Genomic DNA, 22,490 nt, shown 5'->3' with positions numbered 1-22,490 from the left:
GCCGGGGGTGGGGGGGGGGGGGGGAGGGGGGGGGGGGGGGGGGGGGGGGTGCCGCCCCCCCCCCCCCCCCCCCCCCCCCCCTGCCGACGAATCACCTACTCCGCGATCCCCCGCCAGCCCTTCGGATCCACGCCACCCGGCACCTCGGCCCCCTCCTCGTAGGGCTGCCGAGTGAACACGAACGACCCGAGGTCCAGATGGATCAGGGAGCCGTCCGGGCGGCGTACGGGCCGCAGCAGCTCTCCGGTGTAGTACCCCTCCAGTCCCGTCCACGTCCCGTCTCCGTTCGAACGGAAGCGGGCCCGGCGGCCGCCGCCGGTCAGCGGTCCCAGCGCGAGGAGCCCGTCGGCCATCACCCGCAGGGCGAAGGCGTGCGTCCCCCAGTACCACTGCCCCGCCAACTCAAGGACGCCCGGGTCGACTTCACTGAGCGGACGCCACGGCTCGGGGATGCGCGGCTCCGCCTCCGCGACGATCCGGACGAGATCGGCGCCCACCGCTCCCAGCAGAGGGCCACTGGTGCAGTTGGCCAGCACCACCGCCGCCACATCGTCCTCGACGCTGATGGTGAGGTTCGCGAGGAAGCCGGGGAGTGAACCGGAGTGGCCGACCAGGAGCCTGCCGTCCCGCCGCTGCACCTGCATACCGAGGCCGTAGGTCGCCCCGTCCACCACGTCCGCGGCCTCGGCCGGCGCCGCGGGCGTCCGCATCTCGCGCACCGACTCCGCGCTCAGCACCCGGTCGTCTCCCCCGGCCAGGAAGACGGCGAACCGCGCGAGGTCACCGGTGGTGGACCACAGCTGGCCGGCGGGGGCCATCCGGCCGAGATCCTCCAGCGGTTCGGGCAGCAGTGCGTCGGCCCAGGGGTGGACCGCCCAGCCGCCCGCATGCGGTGCCTGCGGCTGGGCGGTGGTGCGGTGCAGGCCGAGGGGTTCGAGCACCTCGCTGCGCAGCACCTCCTCCCAGGGAGCACCCCGAAGCTCCTCCACCAGTGCGCCGAGCAGGGTGTAGCCGGGATTGGAGTAGTGGTGGCGCCGGCCGACGGGGTGCAGGAGGGGCTGCTCGCCGAGGACGTCGCTCAGCTCGGGGCGCAGTGAGCCCGGGGTCCGCTCCCACCAGGGCGCGGGCGACTCGGCGGCCAAACCGGCGGTGTGTGCGAGCAGTTCGGCGATCGTCGCCTCACCGGCCCCGGTGCCCGGCAGATACTTCTCCAGGGGATCACCGAGATCGAGGACGCCCTCGTCACGCAGCCGCAGCACGAGTACGGCGGTGAACGTCTTGGTGATCGACCCGATCCGGTACTGCACGTTCTCGTCCGGCCCGTGGCCGTCCACCGAGGTACGCGACCCGTGCCAGACGGCCCGCCCGTCCCGCACGACAGCGGCGACCAGCGAGGGCGCCCGTCCTTCGGCCTGCGCGACCGCGATCCGGTGCAGCAACGCCCGCCGGGTACCGGGGAGCAGCTCTTCTTGCGATGTCGTCATGGGCCCAGTCCATCCGCTGGGGCGCCATGCGTCGAATCCATTTCCCCGGCAGGAGGGCGTCGGCAACCTGCAACCGGCCGGGTCAGGTCTGGGCCATGTCCACGAAGCGGGAGTAGTGGCCCTGGAAGGCCACGGTGATCGTCGCCGTGGGGCCGTTACGGTGCTTGCCCACGATGATGTCCGCCTCGCCCGCTCGCGGTGACTCCTTCTCGTAGGCGTCCTCGCGGTGGAGAAGGATGACCATGTCGGCGTCCTGCTCGATGGAGCCGGACTCACGCAGGTCGGACACCATCGGCTTCTTGTCCGTGCGCTGCTCGGGACCACGGTTGAGCTGCGAGAGCGCGATCACCGGGACCTCCAGCTCCTTGGCCAGCAGCTTGAGGTTACGGGACATGTCCGAGACCTCCTGCTGACGGCTCTCGGAGCGCTTGGAACCACCGGCCTGCATCAGCTGCAGATAGTCGATGATCACGAGCTTGATGTCGTTGCGCTGCTTCAGCCGGCGGCACTTCGCGCGGATCTCCATCATCGACAGGTTCGGGGAGTCGTCGATGTAGAGCGGCGCGGAGGAGACCTCGGGCATCCGGCGCGCCAGGCGGGTCCAGTCCTCGTCCGTCATGGTGCCCGAGCGCATGTGATGCAGGGCCACGCGCGCCTCGGCCGACAGCAGACGCATCGCGATCTCGTTGCGCCCCATTTCGAGGGAGAAGATGACGCTGGCCAGGTTGTGCTTGATCGACGCCGCGCGGGCGAAGTCCAGCGCGAGTGTGGACTTACCCATGGCGGGACGGGCCGCGATGACGATCATCTGGCCCGGGTGCAGGCCGTTGGTCAGCGAGTCCAGGTCCGTGAAGCCCGTGGGCACACCGGTCATCTCGCCGCTGCGCGAGCCGATCGCCTCGATCTCGTCGAGGGCGCCCTCCATGATGTCGCCGAGCGGCAGATAGTCCTCGCTGGTGCGCTGCTCGGTAACCGCATAGATCTCGGCCTGGGCGCGGTTGACGATCTCGTCGACGTCGTCGTCGGCCGCGTATCCCATCTGCGTGATGCGGGTGCCCGCCTCGACCAGGCGGCGCAGGACGGCTCGCTCGTGGACGATCTCCGCGTAGTACTCGGCGTTCGCCGCCGTCGGCACCGTCTGGACGAGGGTGTGCAGGTACGACGCGCCGCCGACCTTGTTGATCTCGCCGCGCTTGGTGAGTTCGGCGGCGATGGTGATGGGGTCGGCCGGCTCACCCTTCGCGTAGACGTCGAGGATCGCCTGGTAGATCGTCTCGTGCGCGGGCTTGTAGAAGTCGTGGCCCTTGAGGACCTCGACGACGTCGGCGATGGCGTCCTTGGACAGCAGCATGCCGCCGAGCACGGACTGCTCGGCGTCCAGGTCCTGCGGCGGCACCCGCTCGAAGGAGGAGCCGCCTTCCCAGTCGCCGTTCTCCCGGCCCCGGTCGTGCTGCTCGTCACGGCCCCGGCCGCCGTCGCTTCGGCGACGGGAGGCGGGCAGACGATCGCTGGGTCCGCTGTCGGCCCACGGATCGTCCAAGGGCTCGGAAATGCTCACCGAGCCACCTCCTCCCGTCCGCACGGCGGACCTCGCCGTGCCCTCTGTTGTACGGCACGACACTGACAATTGAGAGGCCCAACTCCGCTTCCGGCACGTCGGTTTTATGACGTTTCTCGAGCCGAGGGAAGGAGCGGGCGCCGGACAACGGTAGGCCTGTCGGCACCGTCAGCCAATCTGGTTATCCACAGGCCATGTGGACGACGGCCCGGATGCTGTGGAGAACCTGCCGAAACCTGTGCACGACACGGTGGACAGCCCTGTGAACAAGCCCTCGATCCCACCGAGCACAACGCTTTGACCTGGCTCTTTACCGTCCACCGGCTGTGCAGAAGAAAAACTTCCCCAGTCGGACCAAGATCGCCTCGAACGGTGCGCTCATGTGCACGGTTCGAGACCGGGAGTAAGGGTCAGTAGGTAATTGCATCTCTTACCTGTGGACGATTAGATTAGTGCTCATGACACAGGCTCCGACGATCCCCCAGGCCACCCGCCGCCGGCACGACCGAGAGATCATCGCGCTGGCCGTCCCGGCCTTCGGCGCACTCGTCGCGGAGCCTCTGTTCGTCATGGCCGACAGCGCCATCGTCGGCCACCTCGGGACCGCTCAGCTCGCCGGTCTGGGCGTGGCCTCGGCCCTCCTCACCACCGCCGTGAGCGTCTTCGTCTTCCTCGCCTACGCCACCACGGCCGCCGTGGCCCGGCGCGTCGGCTCCGGCGATCTCCAGGCAGCCATCCGTCAGGGCATGGACGGTATCTGGCTCGCCCTGCTCCTCGGAGTGGCGGTCATCACCCTCGTACTCCCGCTCGCCCCGGGCATCGTGGACCTCTTCGGTGCCTCCGCCACCGCCGCCCCCTACGCCACGACGTATCTGCGCATCTCCGCACTCGGCATCCCGGCCATGCTGATCCTCCTCGCCGCCACCGGCGTGCTGCGCGGCCTGCAGGACACCAGAACCCCGCTGTACGTCGCTGTCGCAGGCTTCGTCGCCAACGCCGCACTCAACGCGGGACTCGTCTACGGCGCCGGACTCGGTATCGCCGGATCCGCCTGGGGCACCGTCATCGCACAGTGCGGCATGGCAGCCGTCTATCTGGTCGTGGTCGTGCGCGGGGCCCGCAAGCACGGGGCATCCCTGCGCCCGGATGCCGCCGGTATCCGGGCCTCGGCTCAGGCCGGAGTCCCTCTGCTCGTCCGCACGCTGTCGTTGCGGGCGATTCTCATGATCGCCACGGCTGTCGCCGCACGCCTCGGTGATGCCGACATCGCCGCTCACCAGATCATCCTGTCCCTGTGGAGCCTGCTGGCCTTCGCCCTCGACGCGATCGCGATCGCGGGGCAGGCCATCATCGGCCGCTACCTCGGCGCGAACGACGCCCGCGGCACCCGCGAGGCCTGCCGCCGCATGGTCCAGTGGGGCATAGCCGCCGGTGTCGTGCTGGGCCTCCTCGTGGTGGCCGCCCGGCCGCTGTTCCTCCCGCTGTTCACCAGCGACTCCGTGGTCAAGGACGCGGCACTTCCGGCACTGCTGATGGTGGCCCTCTCCCAGCCCGTCTGTGGAATCGTCTTCGTACTGGACGGTGTCCTGATGGGCGCCGGGGACGGGCCGTATCTGGCCTGGGCCATGGTGGCGACCTTGGCGGTGTTCGCCCCGGCGGCGCTGCTCGTCCTCACGCTGGGCGGAGGCCTCACCGCACTCTGGGCGGCCATGACGCTCATGATGACGGTCAGGATGCTGACCCTCTGGCTCCGCGCCCGCTCGGGCCGCTGGATCGTGACGGGTGCGACGCGCTGACCGTTTCACGTGAAACATGCAGCGCCCGGCGCACAGCCACACCGAGACCGAACGCGAAGAGGGGCCGCCTCACAGGAGGCGGCCCCTCTCAGCTGCTCAAGACGAGCGCAGCGTCACGCCGCGACGACCTCGATGTTGACCTTGGCGGCAACCTCGGGGTGCAGACGCACGGACGTCTCGTGAGCGCCCAGGGTCTTGATCGGGGCGGACAGCTCGATGCGACGCTTGTCGACCTCGGGGCCACCGGAAGCCTTGATCGCGGAAGCGATGTCGGCCGGGGTGACGGAACCGAAGAGACGGCCGGCGTCGCCGGAGCGGACGGCCAGGCGGACCTTGACGCCCTCGAGCTGGGCCTTCACAGCGTTGGCCTGCTCGATGGTCTGGATCTCGTGGATCTTGCGGGCGCGGCGGATCTGCTCGACGTCCTTCTCGCCACCCTTGGTCCAGCGGATAGCGAACTTCCGCGGGATCAGGTAGTTGCGAGCGTAACCGTCCTTGACGTCGACGACGTCGCCAGCGGCACCGAGGCCGGAGACCTCGTGGGTGAGGATGATCTTCATTAGTCGGTCACCCTTCCCTTAGCGCGCGGTGGACGTGTAGGGCAGCAGCGCCATCTCACGGCTGTTCTTGACGGCCGTGGCGACGTCACGCTGGTGCTGCGTGCAGTTGCCGGTCACGCGGCGGGCACGGATCTTGCCGCGGTCGGAAATGAACTTCCGCAGCATGTTCGTGTCCTTGTAGTCCACGTACGTGACCTTGTCCTTGCAGAAAGCGCAGACCTTCTTCTTAGGCTTGCGCACAGGCGGCTTCGCCATGGTGTTTCTCCTGTGTGATCAAGAAGTGGGGATGCGAGCCCTAGAAGGGGGGCTCGTCCGAGTAGCCGCCACCGCCGCCGGAGCCTCCGCCCCAGCCGCCGCCGCCCTGGTTGTTGCCACCGGCGGGAGCGCCGGTCGCCCAGGGGTCGTCGGCAGGAGCGCCGCCCTGCTGCTGGCCGCCGCCGGAGCCTCCGCCCCAGCCGCCGCCCTGCTGGCCGCCACCGCCGCCGTAACCACCCTGGCCACCGCGAGCGCCACCGGCGGCGGTCTTGGTGACCTTGGCCGTGGCGTTGCGCAGGCTGGCGCCGACTTCCTCGACGTCCAGCTCGTAGACCGTGCGCTTGACGCCCTCACGGTCCTCGTAGGACCGCTGCTTCAACCGGCCCTGCACGATGACGCGCATGCCTCGCTGGAGCGACTCGGCAACGTTCTCCGCCGCCTGACGCCAGACCGAGCACGTGAGGAAGAGGCTTTCGCCGTCCTTCCACTCGTTCGTCTGACGGTCGAAGGTGCGGGGAGTGGACGCGACGCGGAACTTCGCGACCGCCGCACCGGACGGGGTGAAGCGCAGCTCGGGGTCATCGACAAGGTTGCCGACGACCGTGATGACGGTCTCGCCTGCCATGGGGGAACCTCTCGGCGGGTTTGCTGCTCTGGCTGCTTGTTACTGCTACTCGGATCCCGAGATCAGCTGAGCGGGAAAGCTCAGTGGGTCTCGGGGCGGAGGACCTTGGTCCGGAGGACCGACTCGTTCAGGTTCATCTGGCGGTCGAGCTCCTTCACGACCGCAGGCTCGGCCTGCAGGTCGATGACCGAGTAGATGCCCTCGGGCTTCTTCTTGATCTCGTACGAGAGACGACGACGGCCCCAGGTGTCGACCTTCTCCACCTTGCCGTTGCCCTCACGGACGACGGAGAGGAAGTTCTCGATCAGGGGGGCGACAGCGCGCTCCTCCAGATCGGGGTCGAGGATGACCATCACCTCGTAGTGACGCATGTGGAACCCACCTCCTTTGGACTCAGCGGCCACGGTCGTTCCGTGGCAGGAGGGTTGTGATGCGTACGCAACGGTATCGGCCACCACTGACAATCGGGGGCTCCTCAACGGGATCCCCGCAGCGGTCCGGGCAGACACCGGTGCAGACGGTACAGACTACCTGCACACGTGCTTCCGGTTGAAATCCGGCGGCGGGGGCCCTTCAATCTGTACACATCGGGTGTGTATGGCGCTACAGTGCGCCGCGATCCGCAGGAGGTGCCTCATGGCACAGCAGGCATTGCGACCCAACACCGCCGGATCCTTCTTCGCCACCGACGGCAAGCCCCATCCGCTCCAGGACGCCCTGATGGTGGCGACGCTGGTCCTGGGCCTGATCGCCTTCATCACGTCCTTCTTCGGCGGCCTTCACCTGCTCGCGTCCTGGACCGGCCTGGTGGGGATCATCACCGGCCTGTACGGCCAGTGGATCTCGGAGACCACGCGTGAGCGGACCGGTCTGATCCTGGGTCTCGGTGCCTCGGGAGTCGGCTTCATGCTCGGTATGGCGAACGGCGGACTGTTCGGGGGCCTCATCGGCTGACCCGTCCGGCCGCCGGTCCGGCATCTTCCCCCGACACCGTGAAAACGCCTCGGCATCCAGAAGCCGGGGCGAAGGTGCCGTACGCCCCAGCCGGGGTGCTCGCAAGGCGCAGTAGGCTTCGGCGCGAGAGCCGGAGCCCCTGAACCCATGGGGACACACCAGCCCGAGGAGCGCCCCGACATGAGCCTGACCCTGAGGACCATCAGCCGCGAGCAGCATCTGGCATACATCCAGAGCCTGCCGGCGGCGAGCCACATGCAGGTCCCGGCCTGGGCCGATGTGAAGGCGGAGTGGCGCTCGGAGCACCTCGGCTGGTTCGACGAGCGCACCAGCGAGATGGTCGGCGCCGGTCTGGTCCTCTACCGTCAGCTGCCCAAGATCAAGCGCTACCTGGCCTACCTCCCCGAGGGCCCGGTCATCAACTGGTTCGCGCCGAACCTCGACGACTGGATCCAGCCGATGCTGGCGCACCTCAAGCAGCAGGGTGCCTTCTCCGTGAAGATGGGCCCGCCGGTGATCATCCGCCGCTGGAACGCGGAAACCATCAAGCGGGGCATCCAGAGCCCGGACGTGAAGCGTCTGCGCGACATGGAGGCCGACCTCATCGAGCCGCGCGCCTTCGAGGTGGCCGACAAGCTGCGCCGCATGGGCTGGCAGCAGGGCGAGGACGGCGGAGCCGGCTTCGGCGACGTGCAGCCCCGCTACGTCTTCCAGGTGCCGCTGGCCAACCGTTCCCTGGAAGAGGTCCACAAGAACTTCAACCAGCTGTGGCGCCGCAACATCAAGAAGGCCGAGAAGGCCGGTGTCGAGGTCGTCCAGGGCGGCTACCAGGACCTCGCCGAGTGGCAGCGGCTGTACGAGATCACGGCCGTGCGCGACCACTTCCGGCCCCGCCCGCTGTCGTACTTCCAGCGCATGTGGACGGCCCTCAACACCGAGGACCCCAACCGGATGCGGCTCTACTTCGCCCGCCACAACGGCGTGAACCTGTCCGCCGCGACCATGCTGATCGTCGGCGGCCACGTCTGGTACTCCTACGGCGCCTCCGACAACATCGGCCGTGAGGTCCGCCCCTCGAACGCGATGCAGTGGCGGATGCTGCGCGACGCCTACGCGCTCGGCGCCACCGTCTACGACCTGCGCGGCATCTCCGACTCGCTGGACGAGACGGATCACCTGTTCGGCCTGATCCAGTTCAAGGTCGGCACGGGCGGGCAGGCCGCCGAGTACCTGGGCGAATGGGACTTCCCGCTGAACAAGCTGCTCCACAAGGCGCTCGACATCTACATGTCGCGCCGCTGAGCCGCCGGCGTTTGATTCCATAGGCTTCACAGCTTTCGCACCTCTGATTCACCGCAGCCACCAGAAAGGTTCCAGGTCCGGCCATGGCGCTCACGCTCTACGTCGACACCGCGCGCTGGCGGGCGCACCACAAGCACGTGCAGGAGCAGTTCCCGGGCCTCGTCCCGGTCTGCAAGGGCAACGGCTACGGCTTCGGGCACGAACGACTGGCCGAGGAGGCCACGCGCCTGGGCTCGGACATCCTCGCCGTCGGCACCACGTACGAGGCCGCGCGCATCAAGGACTACTTCAGCGGTGACCTGCTGGTGCTGACGCCGTACCGGCGCGGTGAGGAGCCCGTCCCGCTGCCGGACCGGGTGGTCCGCTCGGTGTCGTCGATCGACGGTGTGTACGGCCTCGTGGGCGCCCGTGTCGTCATCGAGGTGATGTCCTCGATGAAGCGGCACGGCATCAGCGAGCAGGACCTGCCGCAGCTGCACGCCGCCATCGAGAACGTCCGGCTGGAGGGCTTCGCCATCCACCTGCCGCTGGACCGCACCGACGGCTCGGACGCCGTCGAGGAGGTCATCGGCTGGATGGACCGGCTGCGGGCGGCCCGGCTGCCGCTGCACACCATGTTCGTCAGCCATCTCAAGGCCGAGGAACTCGCCCGGCTCCAGCAGCAGTTCCCGCAGACCCGGTTCCGCGCCCGCATCGGCACCCGGCTGTGGCTGGGGGACCACGAGGCCACGGAGTACCGCGGCGCCGTCCTGGACGTCACGCGCGTGGCCAAGGGCGACCGCTTCGGCTACCGGCAGCAGAAGGCGGCCTCTGACGGCTACCTGGTGGTCGTGGCAGGCGGTACGTCGCACGGGGTGGGCCTGGAGGCCCCGAAGGCCCTGCACGGCGTCATGCCACGCGCCAAGGGCGTCGCACGGGCCGGCCTCGCCACGGTGAACCGGAACCTTTCTCCGTTCGTCTGGGGCGGCAAGCAGCGCTGGTTCGCCGAGCCGCCGCACATGCAGGTGTCGATCCTGTTCGTCCCGTCGGACGCCCCCGAGCCCACGGTCGGTGACGAGCTGGTGGCCCATCTGCGCCACACCACCACGCAGTTCGATCGGATCATGGACCGCTAGTCCGGGCCGAAGCGAAAAGGCCGTACACGACGTTCGTGTACGGCCTTCTTCGTGTATGGCCTTCTTCGTGCCCGCCGAGGGACCCCACAGGGTGCCGAGGGGGCACCGAAAGGGCGTTCGCTCAGAGCGAACGGCCCTCGTGCGATGGCGCTTCCGGCCTTCCCCAGTCCACCTGAGGTGCCTCGAAGTGGGCGGCGTGCCGCGGGGGACGGGTCGCCGCCCCGAGTACGAAGACGTCCTCTGCGCCGTCGAGCACCCCGCCCGAGGGGTCGTCGTCGCCGGACCGGCGCACCACGTCCCGCTCGGGCATGAGGATGTCGCGTACGACGACGACGCACAGGTACAGCGTGCCCAGCAGGTGCAACATGATCGCCCAGTGGTAGCCCTGCGTCGGCAGACCCTTGTGGGCATCTCCGCTGGTCGTGTAGGCGAGGTACATCCAGATACCCAGGAAGTACGCCACCTCGCACGCCTGCCAGATCAGGAAGTCCCGCCACTTGGGCCGGGCGAGGACGGCCAGCGGTACCAGCCACAGGACGTACTGCGGCGAGTAGACCTTGTTGGTGAGGATGAACGCCGCCACCATCAGGAAAGCGAGCTGGGCGAAGCGCGGCCGGCGCGGGGCGGTCAGCGTGAGGGCTGCGATGCCGAGGAAGCACAGCACCACCAGCACCGTGGCGGCGGTGTTCACGAAGTCGGTGGTGGGCGGGTTGCTGGAGTTCTGCGCCCAGATCAGCCAGAAGGAGCCGAAGTCGACACCCCGGTCGTGACTGAACGTGTAGAACTTCGACCAGCCCTGGAAGGCGAAGAGCATGACCGGCAGGTTCACGACGAGCCAGGCGACGACGGCTCCGCCCACGGCCTGGAAGAACTCCCGCCACTTGCCGGCCCGCCAGCACAGCACCAGCAGCGGGCCGAGCAGGAAGACCGGATAGAGCTTGGCGGCCGTGGCGAGCCCCAGGAGGACTCCGAAGGCCAGGGCACGGCCCCGTGACCACATCAGCATCGCGGCGGCCGTCAGAGCCACCGCCAGCAGGTCCCAGTTGATGGTGGCGGTGAGGGCGAAGGCAGGCGCCAGAGCGACCAGCAGGCCGTCCCAGGGGCGCCGGCGGTGGGTGCGGGCCACACAGACGGCGATGGCGGCCGCACAGGCCATCAGCATCCCTGCGTTGACGAACCAGTACCACTGCTCCTGGTGCTGGATGGTGCCGCTGCCGGGCGTGAGCCAGGCGGCCACCTCCATGAACACACCGGTCAGCACCGGGTATTCGAGGTAGTCCATGTCGCCCGGGAGCTTGTCGAAGTACGGCACCAGCCCGTCGGCGAAGCCGCGCCCCTGATAGAGGTGCGGGATGTCCGAGTAGCAGGCGTGCGTGTACTGCGAGCTCGCGCCGAAGAACCAGGCGCTCTGATAGCAGGGCGCCTTCTGGACGAGGCCGAGCGCGAACATGCCGATCGCGACGAGCGCGACGACCCGTACGGGGGTCCACCAGGTCGTCCCGAGCAGGGCGCGCCGCCCGATGGGACCACCGATCAGCTCACTCCCGGCCGCGGCGACCTCGTCCTCCCTGGTCGGCCGCACCGGCTCCGCACCGGCAGGCCGCACGGGCTCGGGCTCGTGCACGCTCGCGGGCGTCATCTCTGCACTGGGCATGGGCCACATCCTGCCGTACCTGTCTAGGAATACGCCGAGGGCCGCCGCACCTCGTGGGTGCGGCGGCCCTCGTTTCACGTGAAACACCCTTGGCGGACGATATGACCGCCAATCGGTCAGACTGCCTGGCTAGCCATTCTGACCTGCGAAGATGCCTCCGTTGCCATTGCCTCTGCTGTTGCCGCCGGTGCCGGTGGTGTCGGTGACTGTCGGCGTGGGTGTCGTCCCACCGTCCGTGCCACCGTTGCCTGTGCCGCCGTTGGTGTTACAGCTGTTGCCCCAGCCGAACTGGCAGGAGTCGCTCGGCGTCGGAGACGGGGACGTGATCGTCGCGCTCGGCGTCGGGCTCGGCGAGTCGTCCGGCGTCGGGCTCGGCGTGATCGTGACCGAGGGGGTCGGGGACGGCGCGCCCACCTCGTCCTGAACCTTGCCGATCTCGGTGGCGGCCGGGAAGCCCGAATCGTTCGTCCCCTGCAGCGCGTCCCTCATGTACTCGGTCCACACCGACGTCGGGATGTCACCACCATGGATCGACGGAACGCCCGCCGTGCCGTTCATCGACAGCAGCTTGTGGTCCTTCGGGTTCTCGCGGAACATCGCCACCGAGGTGGACAGCTGCTGGGTGTAACCGACGAACCAGGCCGACTTGTTGCTGTCGGTGGTACCGGTCTTGCCCGCCGCCGTACGGCCCAGGGCCTTGGCGTTCTGACCCGTACCGTTCTGGATCACGTTCTTCAGGACGTCCGTGACGTTGTCGGCGACGTTCGAGTCCATCGGCTGCTTGACCTTGGGCTTGGTGAAGCCGGGCTGGTCCTCGCCGTCCTTCTTGAGGCGGGTCACGGAGTACGGATCCGCCTGCTTGCCGGACGCCGCGAAGGTCGCGTAGGCGTCGGCCATACGGATCGCGCTGGGGGTGGAGGTACCGATGGCGAACGACGGGTTGAGCGTCGACATGGTCTGGTCGAGAATGCCGGCCGACTTCGCGACGTCCCGCACGTGCCTCATCCCGACGTCCATGCCTAGCTGGACGAACGGCGTGTTGATGGACTGCTCCATCGCCTTGCGCAAGGTGATGTACCCCCACTTGTGAGGGCTCTCGTTGTTCTGGAAGAAGTTCGTGTTGTCCTTGTTGAGGTAGGGCGTCCCGTCCGGGTTCATCACCTTGAGGTGGTCGTTGCCGTTGTACTTGCTCAACGGGGAGATGCCCACACCGTTGGACTTGTAGGTGCCGTACTCCATGGCAGCGGCCAGCACGAACGGCTTCCAGGTCGAGCCGACGGGGACACCCGAGGTGTCGGCGTTGTTGGTGAAGTGCCCGTTCTCGTAACCGTCACCGCCGTAGAGGGCGACGATCGCACCGTCCTTGGGCACCACCGACGCCGCACCGAACTGGACGTATTTGTCCAGGTCGCGGCGCTTCGGGTCGATGCGCGCCTTCTGGATCTTCTTCACGGCCGCAGCCAGGGCGTTGACCTTGTCCTTCTTGAAGGTCGTGTAGATCTGGTAGCCGCCCTTGTCGAACTGCGCCTCGGTGATGTTGTCGGAGTGGTTCAGGACGTACTTCTTCGCCGTGTCGGCCAGGTAACTGATCTGGCCGGTCATGCCCTTGGTCGCCTTGCGGCCCTGGGGCACGGGGTACTTCTTGATGGCCTTCTGGTAGTCGACGTCGGTGAGGTGATGGTCCTTGTGCATCTCACCGAGGATCCAGCGCCAGCGCTCTTCGGAGCGCTTGCGGTTCGCATCCGGGGTCGCCGACTTGTCCAGGTCCTGGTTGCCCGCCGGGTCGTAGTACGTCGGGCCCTTCAGCAGCGCCGCGAGGACGGCGCACTGGCTCGGCTGGAGCCTGACCGCGTCCACGCCGTAGTAGGTCTGGGCGGCGGCCTGGATGCCGTAGGCACCACGGCCGTAGTACGAGGTGTTCAGATAGCCCTGGAGGATCTGCGGCTTCGTGAGCTTGGCACCCACCTTTATGGAGATGAACATCTCACGGAACTTGCGGGTGACGGTCTGGTCCTGGCTCAGGTACGTGTTCTTGACGAACTGCTGGGTGATGGTCGAACCACCCTGCGTCTGGCCGCCTCGCGCCATGTTGGCCAAGGCTCGGGCGATACCCATGGGGTCGACACCCGAGTCCTTGTAGAAGCTCTTGTTCTCGGCCGAGATCACCGCGTACTGCATGGCCTCGGGGATCTTGTCGATGGTGACGTTCTGCCGGTTGACGCCGGTGCCCGTGGCCACCATCTGAGAGCCGTCGGCCCAGTAGTAGACGTTGTTCTGCGACTGGGCGGCGATGTTCTCGCTGGGGATCTGCACCATCGCGAAGCCGATGCCGACCGCGGCGACAAGACCGCCGACGAAGCCGATGAACAGCCCCGAGACGAGCTTCCAGGACGGCACCCAGCGGTGCCAGCCGTACTTGCCCGACCTCGGGTAGTCGATGAACCGCTTCTTCCCCGGCGCTGCCGTCGCACGGCCTCTGCCGCGTCCGGGACCGGTCGGTCCGCCCGGACCGCCGCGCCGGCCACCCGGACCTCCGTTGTCGGCCGCACGGCGCCTGCCGCCGCCTCTCTGCGCCGCCCGACGGGCCTCGGCACGGCTGCCGTAGGGGCGCTCCTCACCCCCCGAGCCGTAGGGATCCGACCCATGGGAACTGGAACCATAGGAGTCGGCAGAAGACCCGGTGGCGCCTCGCGGTGCCGCGCGGTGGCCGGAGGACGGGCCGGACTGGCCGCCTCGGGCCGCGGCACGTCCGCCTCCCTGCGGCTGCGGCGGTTTGCGACGGTGCTCGCTCATCGAACGATTACTCCTCGGGCAGGCGCACCCTTGCGCGCCTGGAACGGCGGCTGGTTTCCGGTCCCCCCGAAGTACGGATGTGGTCGGTTCTGCATTCACCCGTACCGCACCGAGGACGACGACGCCCCCCAGGCGTCACTTGGTTCCCGGTGGCGTGCATGCCGCACAGACTACGCACCGCCAAAACCTGCCGAGCCCCGAAGTTCACCCCAAAACAGGCAACTCGCTTCCAACGAATCGGTGATGTGATCCCGTTCACCGTCTTCCCTCTTGTCGCATACGGAAGGCCGTTCTATCGTCGTGATGTATCGAGTCGATACATCAGCGCGAGATAAAGACGCTGCGGACCGAGAGGAGGCGATCATGAGCCGGCGTTCCGGCATCCTTGAGTTCGCCGTACTCGGGCTGCTGCGCGAGTCCCCGATGCACGGCTATGAGCTGCGCAAACGACTCAACACGTCTCTGGGTGTGTTCCGGGCGTTCAGCTACGGGACCCTCTACCCCTGCCTCAAGACGCTGGTCGCCAACGGCTGGTTGATCGAGGAAGGCAGCACCCATGAGGACGCCCTCGCCGCTGCCCTCGCCGGACGTCGCGCGAAAATCGTGTACCGGTTGACGGCAGAAGGTAAGGAGCACTTCGAGGAGCTTCTTTCACAGACCGGACCTGACGCTTACGAGGACGAGCACTTCGCCGCACGGTTCGCCTTCTTCGGGCAGACGTCGCGCGATGTGCGCATGCGCGTGCTGGAGGGCCGGCGCAGCCGCCTGGAGGAGCGCCTGGAGAAGATGCGCGCCTCCCTGGCGCGCACCCGGGAGCGCCTCGACGACTACACGCTTGAGCTCCAGCGCCACGGTATGGAGTCCGTGGAGCGCGAAGTGCGCTGGCTGAACGAGCTCATCGAGAGCGAGCGGGCCGGTCGGGACCTGAAGGGTTCCGCACCCGGGGGGTCCGCTCAGCAGGACACCACAACTGGAGCGACGGGCGGCCTGCCCCGTCCCGGGGAGACCCCCCGGACGGATACGCCCGGCGACACCGCCACGTGAGACCCACTCAGGGCCTCACTCGTACACACAGGGAGCAACCGGAATGGGTTCGGTTCGCGTAGCCATCGTCGGCGTGGGCAACTGCGCCGCGTCGCTGGTGCAGGGAGTCGAGTACTACAAGGACGCCGACCCGGCGTCGAAGGTCCCCGGCCTGATGCACGTGCAGTTCGGCGACTACCACGTCGGTGACGTCGAGTTCGTCGCCGCCTTCGACGTGGACGCCAAGAAGGTCGGCCTCGACCTCGCGGACGCGATCGGCGCCTCCGAGAACAACACCATCAAGATCACCGACGTTCCGAACACCGGCGTCACGGTCCAGCGCGGCCACACCCTCGACGGCCTGGGCAAGTACTACCGCCTCACCATCGAGGAGTCCGCCGAGGAGCCGGTCGACGTCGTCCAGGTCCTCAAGGACAAGCAGGTCGACGTGCTCGTCTGCTACCTGCCCGTCGGTTCCGAGGACGCGGCGAAGTTCTACGCCCAGTGCGCCATCGACGCCAAGGTCGCCTTCGTCAACGCCCTTCCGGTCTTCATCGCCGGCACCAAGGAGTGGGCGGACAAGTTCACCGAGGCGGGCGTCCCGATCGTCGGTGACGACATCAAGTCCCAGGTCGGCGCCACCATCACGCACCGCGTCATGGCGAAGCTGTTCGAGGACCGTGGTGTGCGCCTCGAGCGCACGATGCAGCTGAACGTCGGCGGCAACATGGACTTCAAGAACATGCTCGAGCGTGACCGCCTCGAGTCCAAGAAGATCTCCAAGACGCAGGCCGTCACCTCCCAGATCCCCGACCGGGACCTCGGCGAGAAGAACGTCCACATCGGCCCGTCCGACTACGTCGCCTGGCTGGACGACCGCAAGTGGGCGTACGTCCGCCTCGAGGGCCGCGCCTTCGGCGACGTCCCGCTGAACCTGGAGTACAAGCTCGAGGTCTGGGACTCCCCGAACTCCGCCGGCATCATCATCGACGCCCTGCGCGCCGCGAAGATCGCCAAGGACCGCGGCATCGGCGGCCCGATCCTGTCGGCGTCGAGCTACTTCATGAAGTCCCCGCCGGTCCAGTACTTCGACGACGAGGCCCGCGAGAACGTCGAGAAGTTCATCCGCGGTGAAGTCGAGCGCTAGTCGGCACCACGCGGTGCGCTAGCCCGACAGGCAGGCGCACCGCACAGAACGCTCCTGCCAGGGCTGTGAGGGTCCCCGGGTTTCCTGACTCGGGGACCCTCGGCATATGTGAGGCTTTGCTCCATGCCCGTCGTCCGTGACCTGCGCGTCCTGCTGCGTCTGCGGGACTTCCGACGTCTGCTGTCCGTACGCCTCCTCTCGCAGGGCGCCGACGGCGTCTACCAGGTCGCACTCGCCGCGTACGTCGTCTTCTCCCCGGAGAAACAGACCTCGGCCGTGGCGATCGCCTCGGCGATGGCGGTCCTGCTGCTCCCTTACTCGCTGGTCGGTCCCTTCGCGGGCGTCCTGCTGGACCGATGGCGGCGCCGCCAGGTCCTCGTGTACGGCAACCTGCTGCGGGCGCTGCTGGCGGCGGCCACCGCGGTACTGATGGTCAGCTCGGTGCCGGACTGGCTGTTCTACGTGTCCGCGTTGTGTGTCACGGCCGTCAACCGCTTCGTCCTCGCCGGACTGTCGGCCGCCCTGCCGCGCGTGGTCGACGCCGAGCGCCTGGTGATCGCCAACTCCTTGTCCCCGACGGCCGGAACACTCGCCGCGACCGCGGGCGGCGGCCTCGCCTTCCTCGTACGGCTCGTGGCGTCGGGCTCCGATGCCGCGGTGGTCCTGCTCGGGGCCTTCCTCTATCTCTGTGCCGCGCTGACCTCCCTGAGAATGGCTCCCGCGCTGTTGGGCCCCGACCGGGCGCCGGCGCAGCCCCACCTACGGACCGCGGTCGCCGACACCGCACGGGATCTCCTCGCGGCCGTGCGGCATCTGGCCGAGCCCCGGCGCCGGGAGGCGGCCTGGGCGCTGGCCTCGATGACGCTGATGCGCTTCTGCTACGGCGCGCTCCTCGTCCTGCTCCTCATGCTGTGCCGGTACACCCTCGCCGCGACCCCGGACGAAGGACTGCGGCTGCTCGGACTCGCCGTGGCGGTGTCCGGCGCGGGCTTCTTCGCGGCCGCCGTGGTGACGCCGTGGGCGGTGGGACGGCTCGGCCCCGGCCGCTGGATCGTGGTCTGCTCCGGCGCGGCCACGGTTCTGGAGCCTGCGCTGGGTCTGTGGTTCGCCACCGGCCCCCTGATGGTCGCGGCCTTCGTCCTGGGGTTGATCACCCAGGGAGCCAAGATCGCCACGGACACGATCGTCCAGTCCTCGGTCGAGGACGGTTTCCGGGGCCGGATCTTCTCCCTGTACGACGTCCTCTTCAACGTCGCCTTCGTGAGTGCTGCCGGAGTGGCGGCCCTGATGCTCCCACCGGACGGCCGTTCGGTGGTGCTGGTGTTGTTCGTCGCACTGATCTACGGCGGGGTCGCGGTGGCCATGGCCCGCTTCGAAGCACGACGGGACAGCAGAGGGGGCGATGTTTCACGTGAAACATCGCCCCCTCGCTAGACCCTCGGTCATGTTTCACGTGAAACATGACCCGGCCCGCGGTCTCAGCCCTGTTCGGCCCACCACTCCTTGAGGGCCGACACCGCCGCATCGTGCTCCATCGGACCGTGCTCGAGGCGCAGCTCCAGCATGTGCTTGTACGCCTTGCCGATGACGGGGCCAGGACCGACACCCAGGATCTCCATGATCTGGTTGCCATCGAGGTCCGGGCGGATCGAGTCCAGCTCCTCCTGCTCCTGGAGCTGCCCGATGCGCCCCTCCAGACCGTCGTAGGCCCGCGACAGCGCGGCCGCCTTCCGCTTGTTGCGCGTGGTGCAGTCGGAGCGGGTCAGCTTGTGCAGACGGTCCAGGAGCGGGCCCGCGTCACGGACGTAGCGGCGCACCGCCGAATCCGTCCATTCGCCGGTGCCGTAGCCATGGAAGCGCAGGTGGAGTTCGACCAGACGTGAGACGTCCTTCACCAGGTCGTTGGAGTACTTCAGGGCCGTCATGCGCTTCTTGGTCATCTTCGCGCCGACCACCTCGTGGTGGTGGAACGAGACCCGGCCGTCCTTCTCGAAGCGGCGGGTGCGCGGCTTGCCGATGTCGTGCAGCAGGGCGGCCAGGCGCAGCGTGAGGTCGGGGCCGTCCTCCTCCAGCGCCATCGCCTGCTCCAGCACGATCAGCGTGTGGTGGTAGACGTCCTTGTGCCGGTGGTGCTCGTCACGCTCCAGATGCAGGGCCGGCAGCTCGGGCAGGACGTGGTCGGCGAGCCCGGTCTCGACCAGCAGGCTCAGACCCTTGCGCGGGTTCGCGGAGAGGATCAGCTTGTTCAGCTCGTCCCGGACCCGCTCCGCCGAGACGATCTCGATCCGCCCGGCCATGTCCGTCATCGCCGTGACGACCTCGGGAGCGACTTCGAAGTCCAGCTGAGCGGCGAACCGGGCAGCCCGCATCATCCGCAGCGGATCGTCCGAGAACGACTCCTCCGGCGTGCCGGGGGTCCACAGCACCCGGGCCGCCAGGTCCTCCAGGCCGCCGTGCGGGTCGATGAACTCCTTCTCCGGCAGCGCCACGGCCATCGCGTTGACCGTGAAGTCCCGACGGACCAGATCCTGCTCGATGGAGTCGCCGTACGACACCTCGGGCTTGCGTGAGGTGCGGTCGTACGCCTCGGACCGGTAGGTGGTCACCTCGATCTGAAAGCGCCAATCAGTGTCTCCGACACGGGCATCCTTCTGCGCCCCGACCGTACCGAAGGCGATCCCGACCTCCCAGACGGCGTCCGCCCAGGGCCGCACGATCTTCAGTACGTCCTCGGGGCGCGCGTCGGTGGTGAAATCCAGGTCGTTGCCGAGCCGGCCGAGCAGCGCGTCGCGGACCGAGCCGCCCACCAGGGCGAGCGAGAACCCGGCCTCCTGGAAACGGCGGGCGAGATCGTCGGCCACGGGGGCCACCCGTAGCAGCTCGCTCACAGCGCGTTGCTGCGCCTGGCTCAGGGCAGAGGGATTGTCATCGTTGGGGTTCGGCACAACAGAAAAGGGTACGTGGCCCCGGCACCTTGGGGCGCCTCGTTTGAACGGGCACGGATGCCTCCTGTCATAAGCGCACAAGGGCTGCGCTTACGGCGTACATCCGCTCTCCCCTCGATACTAGATATAGAGGACGCGTCGCTACTGCCTCTCGATCTTGTTAAGCAGACCGCGGCACTTCCCCTCAGCGCGCCTCGTTACCATGCGTGGACGCACATTCCGACGACCACTGACGACGACGAGGGACGGGCGAGCGCGTGGCCGAGGCGGCTGACTTCCAGGGGACCAGTGCCTCACCTGTGCGCCGGTGGCTGCGGCGCACCGGAGGACTGCTCGCCGGGGCACCCCTGCTGGCCGGGCTCCTCCAGCTTCCCGCCGCGGGACCGGCACAGGCCGCCTCCTCGGACCCCGTGTCCGTCTCGGTCGACTCGCTCAGCCCCAGCGCCCCCACGGACGGCGACACGCTGACCGTGTCCGGCACGGTGACCAACAACGGCAAGCAGGCCGTCACCGGCGCCCACGTGGGCCTGCGGGTGGGTCGCATGCTGAACACGCGCTCGGCGATCGACGGGGTCGCCCAGCACTCCGACGACCTCCAGGGCGGGACCGGCACCGAGGTCGGCGGAAAGTACGAGGAGAAGTTCTCCAAGCTCGCCCCGGGCGTCGCCGAGCACTTCAGCATCTCGGTCCCGGTGGACAAACTCGACCTCGGCGACGACGGCGTCTACGAGTTCGGCGTCGCCCTGTCCGGCCAGACCTCCGCGCAGCCCTGGGACCAGGTCCTCGGCGTCCAGCGGACGTTCCTGCCGTGGCAGCCCGCCGAGGCCGACACGAAGACGAAGACGACGTTCCTCTGGCCGCTGATCTCCACGGTCCACATGACGGCCAGGACGGGTGCCGGTGAGCTGCAGACGCCGGTCTTCCTCAACGACGACCTGGCCAAGGAGATCGCCCCGGGCGGTCGCCTCGCACAGATGCTGGAGCTGGGCAAGGACCTCGACGTCACCTGGGTGATCGACCCGGACCTGCTGGCGTCGGTGGACGCGATGGCGGGCAACTACCGCGTCCAGGGCGACGGCAACACCACCACGGCCGGCACCCACCAGGCGGTCGCCAAGCAGTGGCTGGCGGGCCTCCAGAAGGCCGTGGCGGGCAAGGAGGTCGTCGCCCTGCCCTTCGCCGACCCGGACCTGGCCTCCCTCGCGCACAGCGGCACCAGCGTCACCGGCTCGCTCAGCCACCTCAAGGACGCCACCGACGTCGCCGCCACCACCGTGAAGACCGTGCTTCATGTCACACCGGACACGGATTTCGCCTGGCCGGTGGACGGCGCCGTGGACCCGTCGATCATGAAGGTCGCCACCTCGGCCGGTGCCGACCGGGTGATTGCCCGCAGTGACAGCCTCCAGGAGACCGCCGGGCTGTCCTACACCCCTTCCGCCGCCCGCCCCGTCGGCGGCGGCACGACGGCGGTGGCGGCCGACGCACGGCTGTCCACCGCCTTCGAGGGCGATCTGACCAAGGCGGACTCGGCCACGCTCGCCGTGCAGGAGTTCCTGGCGCAGAGTCTGGAGCTGAACGCGCAGACGGACGAGCAGCGCAGCATCGTCGTCGCTCCGCAGCGGATGCCGTCGGCGAGCCAGGCCCAGGCGATGGCGACGGCGCTGAAGGCGCTCCAGGACGACACCTGGTCACAGTCGCAGAACCTCACCGCGGCCGCCAAGGCCAAACCCGACCCGGACGCCACCACGCGCATCCCGTCCACGTCCGTCTACCCCTCCTCGCTGCGCAAGCAGGAGCTGCCCAGGACGGCCTTCGAGCAGATCGCGCGCACGCAGGACAAGCTCGACAACTTCAAGGTGATCCTCAGCGACCAGTCCCGCGTGGTCACCCCGTTCGGCAGGGCCATAAACCGTGAGATGTCCACGTCGTGGCGCGACCGCAGCACAGAGGCGGACAGCTTCCGGGGTGACGTGGAGAACTGGCTCGACGAACTCGCCGACCAGGTCAAACTGATCGACAAGTCCGAGACCAAGCTCTCCGGGCGCAGCGCCACCATCCCGGTGACCGTCCAGAACAACCTCGTCCAGCCCGTGAACCACCTCGTGCTGCGGCTCACCTCGACGAACCCGACCCGCCTGAAGGTCCACGGCAAGGCCTACTACGAGCAGCCCGTCGAGGTCTCCGGCGGCCACAGCCAGTCCGTGAAGTTCACCACCTCGGCCAACGCCAACGGCCGGGTCTCGGTCTACGCCCAGCTCTACACCGAGGACGGACAGGAATACGGCGACCCCGTCCAGTTCGATGTGAAGGTCACCGAGGTCACGCCCACGGTCATGCTGGTCATCGGCGGCGGCGTGCTCCTCCTGGTCCTGGCCGGCTTCCGGATGTACACCCAGCGCAAGCGCGCGGCCGCCCGCCAGGCCGAGGACGACGGCCCCGACGCCGCGGGGGAGGACCCCGGTGAGAAGCCCGGGAACCCCGGCGCCCCCGGGGACCGTCTCCCGGAGGAGTCCGACGCCCACTCCGGGGAAGACGACCCGGAGCAGCCGAGTGACCCTGCACCGGACACCGCACCGGAAAGCACCGACCCGTCCGGGACGGGTGAGAGAGTGGACCGTTGAGCGATGTCGTGGCCGGTGTGGCCCGGGACGATGAGGTGGGGTAACCATGAACGCGCCGTACGACGGTGACCGCGGTCAGGGCGCGGCCGGCTCCGGCTACCCCGAGCCGACGCCCGAGTCCGGGCAGGTGCCGCCGCAGCACGCTGCGGACATGTACCTCCAGGACGCCTACGACCAGGACCCCTACCGGGACCACGATCTCGCTGCCCAGGACCCGGTCGCCGAGGCGCTCTACGACCGTGCCGCGCACCCCCCGCCGCCCCCGGGCACGTACGAGCAGCAGCAGCCTCTGTACGGTCCTCCGGCCCAGTCGCCGTACGCCCCCGACCCGCGCGTGTGGGCACAGACCCCGGCGCCGGAGCCGGAGGGCGCGGCCCAGTACCTGCCGTACGGAGACGACCCCCGTACGACCCAGTTCGTGGGCGTGGACGACCTGGTGTCGCACTCCGGCGAGGAGTACCACCAGCCCGACGCCTTCGCGCACCTCTTCCGGGACCAGCAGCAGGGCGGTGCGCCCGCGCCGATGGATCTCCCGGCCGGGGGCGGGGCGGGGGGGGGGGCGGGGGCCGGGGGGGGGCCAGGGGGGGGGTGGGGGGGAGCCGCGAGACAACGAGAGACAACCGAACCCAAAGGACGAAACAAAGACGCCAACTAC

General features: G+C 68.5%; 17 protein-coding genes and 1 pseudogene. 9 read left to right on the top strand and 9 right to left on the bottom strand.

Translation table 11 applies throughout. The features are described 5' to 3' along the window. Positions 1-95 precede the first annotated feature (95 nt). Entirely contained in the window at positions 96-1,484 is a 1,389-nt protein-coding gene (locus AC07DS_RS09125; RefSeq protein ID WP_479143825.1) for a serine hydrolase domain-containing protein, read from the bottom strand. 82 nt (positions 1,485-1,566) lie between these two features. Then, entirely contained in the window at positions 1,567-3,042 is a 1,476-nt protein-coding gene (gene dnaB / locus AC07DS_RS09120) for a replicative DNA helicase (protein ID WP_145878923.1), read from the bottom strand. A gap of 458 nt (positions 3,043-3,500) precedes the next feature. Here dnaB and AC07DS_RS09115 point away from each other — a divergent pair, with 458 nt between their 5' ends. Continuing rightward, positions 3,501-4,838: an MATE family efflux transporter gene (locus tag AC07DS_RS09115; protein WP_479143824.1), complete on the top strand. Its 1,338-nt coding sequence runs from the start codon at positions 3,501-3,503 to the stop codon at positions 4,836-4,838. 113 nt (positions 4,839-4,951) lie between these two features. Here the strand turns inward: AC07DS_RS09115 and rplI are convergent, their stop codons facing one another. From rplI to rpsF, 4 genes are all read right to left on the bottom strand, one after another. Further along, positions 4,952-5,398, bottom strand: coding sequence for a 50S ribosomal protein L9 (rplI, locus tag AC07DS_RS09110; RefSeq protein WP_067000461.1), 447 nt, complete (start codon positions 5,396-5,398; stop codon positions 4,952-4,954). An 18-nt stretch (positions 5,399-5,416) separates the two neighbouring features. Further along, positions 5,417-5,653 carry a 30S ribosomal protein S18 gene (gene rpsR, locus AC07DS_RS09105; protein ID WP_003949403.1) on the bottom strand — a complete coding sequence of 79 codons (237 nt, stop codon included), beginning with the start codon at positions 5,651-5,653 and terminating at the stop codon, positions 5,417-5,419. A 40-nt stretch (positions 5,654-5,693) separates the two neighbouring features. After that, positions 5,694-6,278: a single-stranded DNA-binding protein gene (locus tag AC07DS_RS09100; protein ID WP_479143823.1), complete on the bottom strand. Its 585-nt coding sequence runs from the start codon at positions 6,276-6,278 to the stop codon at positions 5,694-5,696. Between the two features lie 80 nt (positions 6,279-6,358). Then, positions 6,359-6,649: a 30S ribosomal protein S6 gene (gene rpsF / locus AC07DS_RS09095; protein WP_005482942.1), complete on the bottom strand. Its 291-nt coding sequence runs from the start codon at positions 6,647-6,649 to the stop codon at positions 6,359-6,361. A 265-nt stretch (positions 6,650-6,914) separates the two neighbouring features. Between rpsF and AC07DS_RS09090 the strand changes: the two genes are divergently transcribed. The 3 genes from AC07DS_RS09090 to AC07DS_RS09080 all read left to right on the top strand — a co-directional run bounded on the left by AC07DS_RS09090 (position 6,915) and on the right by AC07DS_RS09080 (position 9,649). Further along, positions 6,915-7,232 carry a hypothetical protein gene (locus tag AC07DS_RS09090; protein ID WP_479143822.1) on the top strand — a complete coding sequence of 106 codons (318 nt, stop codon included), beginning with the start codon at positions 6,915-6,917 and terminating at the stop codon, positions 7,230-7,232. A gap of 180 nt (positions 7,233-7,412) precedes the next feature. Continuing rightward, the gene (femX, locus tag AC07DS_RS09085) at positions 7,413-8,534 is read left to right on the top strand and encodes a peptidoglycan bridge formation glycyltransferase FemX (protein WP_479143821.1); all 1,122 of its coding nucleotides are present in this window, start codon (positions 7,413-7,415) and stop codon (positions 8,532-8,534) included. An 83-nt stretch (positions 8,535-8,617) separates the two neighbouring features. Continuing rightward, a complete protein-coding gene (locus AC07DS_RS09080) occupies positions 8,618-9,649 on the top strand; it encodes an alanine racemase (RefSeq protein WP_145878931.1) in 1,032 nt (343 codons plus the stop codon). A gap of 121 nt (positions 9,650-9,770) precedes the next feature. Here AC07DS_RS09080 and AC07DS_RS09075 read toward each other — a convergent pair whose 3' ends face one another. Further along, the gene (locus tag AC07DS_RS09075; RefSeq protein WP_479143820.1) at positions 9,771-11,303 is read right to left on the bottom strand and encodes a glycosyltransferase family 87 protein; all 1,533 of its coding nucleotides are present in this window, start codon (positions 11,301-11,303) and stop codon (positions 9,771-9,773) included. Between the two features lie 129 nt (positions 11,304-11,432). After that, positions 11,433-14,096 (bottom strand): transglycosylase domain-containing protein, encoded by a 2,664-nt coding sequence (locus AC07DS_RS09070; RefSeq protein WP_479143819.1) that lies wholly within the window; start codon positions 14,094-14,096, stop codon positions 11,433-11,435. 363 nt (positions 14,097-14,459) lie between these two features. Between AC07DS_RS09070 and AC07DS_RS09065 the strand changes: the two genes are divergently transcribed. From AC07DS_RS09065 to AC07DS_RS09055, 3 genes are all read left to right on the top strand, one after another. Beyond that, positions 14,460-15,140: a PadR family transcriptional regulator gene (locus AC07DS_RS09065; RefSeq protein ID WP_479143818.1), complete on the top strand. Its 681-nt coding sequence runs from the start codon at positions 14,460-14,462 to the stop codon at positions 15,138-15,140. A 43-nt stretch (positions 15,141-15,183) separates the two neighbouring features. Further along, positions 15,184-16,266 (top strand): inositol-3-phosphate synthase, encoded by a 1,083-nt coding sequence (locus AC07DS_RS09060; protein ID WP_067000443.1) that lies wholly within the window; start codon positions 15,184-15,186, stop codon positions 16,264-16,266. 123 nt (positions 16,267-16,389) lie between these two features. Continuing rightward, positions 16,390-17,700 carry an MFS transporter gene (locus AC07DS_RS09055; RefSeq protein WP_479143817.1) on the top strand — a complete coding sequence of 437 codons (1,311 nt, stop codon included), beginning with the start codon at positions 16,390-16,392 and terminating at the stop codon, positions 17,698-17,700. A 44-nt stretch (positions 17,701-17,744) separates the two neighbouring features. Here the strand turns inward: AC07DS_RS09055 and AC07DS_RS09050 are convergent, their stop codons facing one another. After that, positions 17,745-19,211 carry a CCA tRNA nucleotidyltransferase gene (locus AC07DS_RS09050; protein WP_479143816.1) on the bottom strand — a complete coding sequence of 489 codons (1,467 nt, stop codon included), beginning with the start codon at positions 19,209-19,211 and terminating at the stop codon, positions 17,745-17,747. Between the two features lie 257 nt (positions 19,212-19,468). On the opposite strand from AC07DS_RS09050, the gene AC07DS_RS09045 reads away from it, so the two are divergent. Continuing rightward, positions 19,469-21,835 (top strand): DUF6049 family protein, encoded by a 2,367-nt coding sequence (locus AC07DS_RS09045; protein WP_479143815.1) that lies wholly within the window; start codon positions 19,469-19,471, stop codon positions 21,833-21,835. Positions 21,836-21,881: 46 nt separating this feature from the next. Next, positions 21,882-22,490 (top strand): annotated as a pseudogene (locus AC07DS_RS09040) (murein biosynthesis integral membrane protein MurJ); the annotation flags it as partial.

This window comes from Streptomyces sp. NPDC044064 (assembly GCF_056434245.1).
Note: the sequence above shows the minus strand (reverse complement) of the source record. Positions and strands in the feature narration are given on the sequence as shown.

Excerpts from the sequence above, each read along its gene's own strand:
- AC07DS_RS09125 (WP_479143825.1), bottom strand. The coding sequence starts at position 1,484 with ATGACGACATCGCAAGAAGAGCTGCTCCCCGGTACCCGGCGGGCGTTG.
- AC07DS_RS09115 (WP_479143824.1), top strand. The coding sequence starts at position 3,501 with ATGACACAGGCTCCGACGATCCCCCAGGCCACCCGCCGCCGGCACGAC.
- rplI (WP_067000461.1), bottom strand. The coding sequence starts at position 5,398 with ATGAAGATCATCCTCACCCACGAGGTCTCCGGCCTCGGTGCCGCTGGC.
- rpsR (WP_003949403.1), bottom strand. The coding sequence starts at position 5,653 with ATGGCGAAGCCGCCTGTGCGCAAGCCTAAGAAGAAGGTCTGCGCTTTC.
- AC07DS_RS09100 (WP_479143823.1), bottom strand. The coding sequence starts at position 6,278 with ATGGCAGGCGAGACCGTCATCACGGTCGTCGGCAACCTTGTCGATGAC.
- rpsF (WP_005482942.1), bottom strand. The coding sequence starts at position 6,649 with ATGCGTCACTACGAGGTGATGGTCATCCTCGACCCCGATCTGGAGGAG.
- AC07DS_RS09090 (WP_479143822.1), top strand. The coding sequence starts at position 6,915 with ATGGCACAGCAGGCATTGCGACCCAACACCGCCGGATCCTTCTTCGCC.
- femX (WP_479143821.1), top strand. The coding sequence starts at position 7,413 with ATGAGCCTGACCCTGAGGACCATCAGCCGCGAGCAGCATCTGGCATAC.
- AC07DS_RS09080 (WP_145878931.1), top strand. The coding sequence starts at position 8,618 with ATGGCGCTCACGCTCTACGTCGACACCGCGCGCTGGCGGGCGCACCAC.
- AC07DS_RS09075 (WP_479143820.1), bottom strand. The coding sequence starts at position 11,303 with ATGCCCAGTGCAGAGATGACGCCCGCGAGCGTGCACGAGCCCGAGCCC.
- AC07DS_RS09070 (WP_479143819.1), bottom strand. The coding sequence starts at position 14,096 with ATGAGCGAGCACCGTCGCAAACCGCCGCAGCCGCAGGGAGGCGGACGT.
- AC07DS_RS09065 (WP_479143818.1), top strand. The coding sequence starts at position 14,460 with ATGAGCCGGCGTTCCGGCATCCTTGAGTTCGCCGTACTCGGGCTGCTG.
- AC07DS_RS09060 (WP_067000443.1), top strand. The coding sequence starts at position 15,184 with ATGGGTTCGGTTCGCGTAGCCATCGTCGGCGTGGGCAACTGCGCCGCG.
- AC07DS_RS09055 (WP_479143817.1), top strand. The coding sequence starts at position 16,390 with ATGCCCGTCGTCCGTGACCTGCGCGTCCTGCTGCGTCTGCGGGACTTC.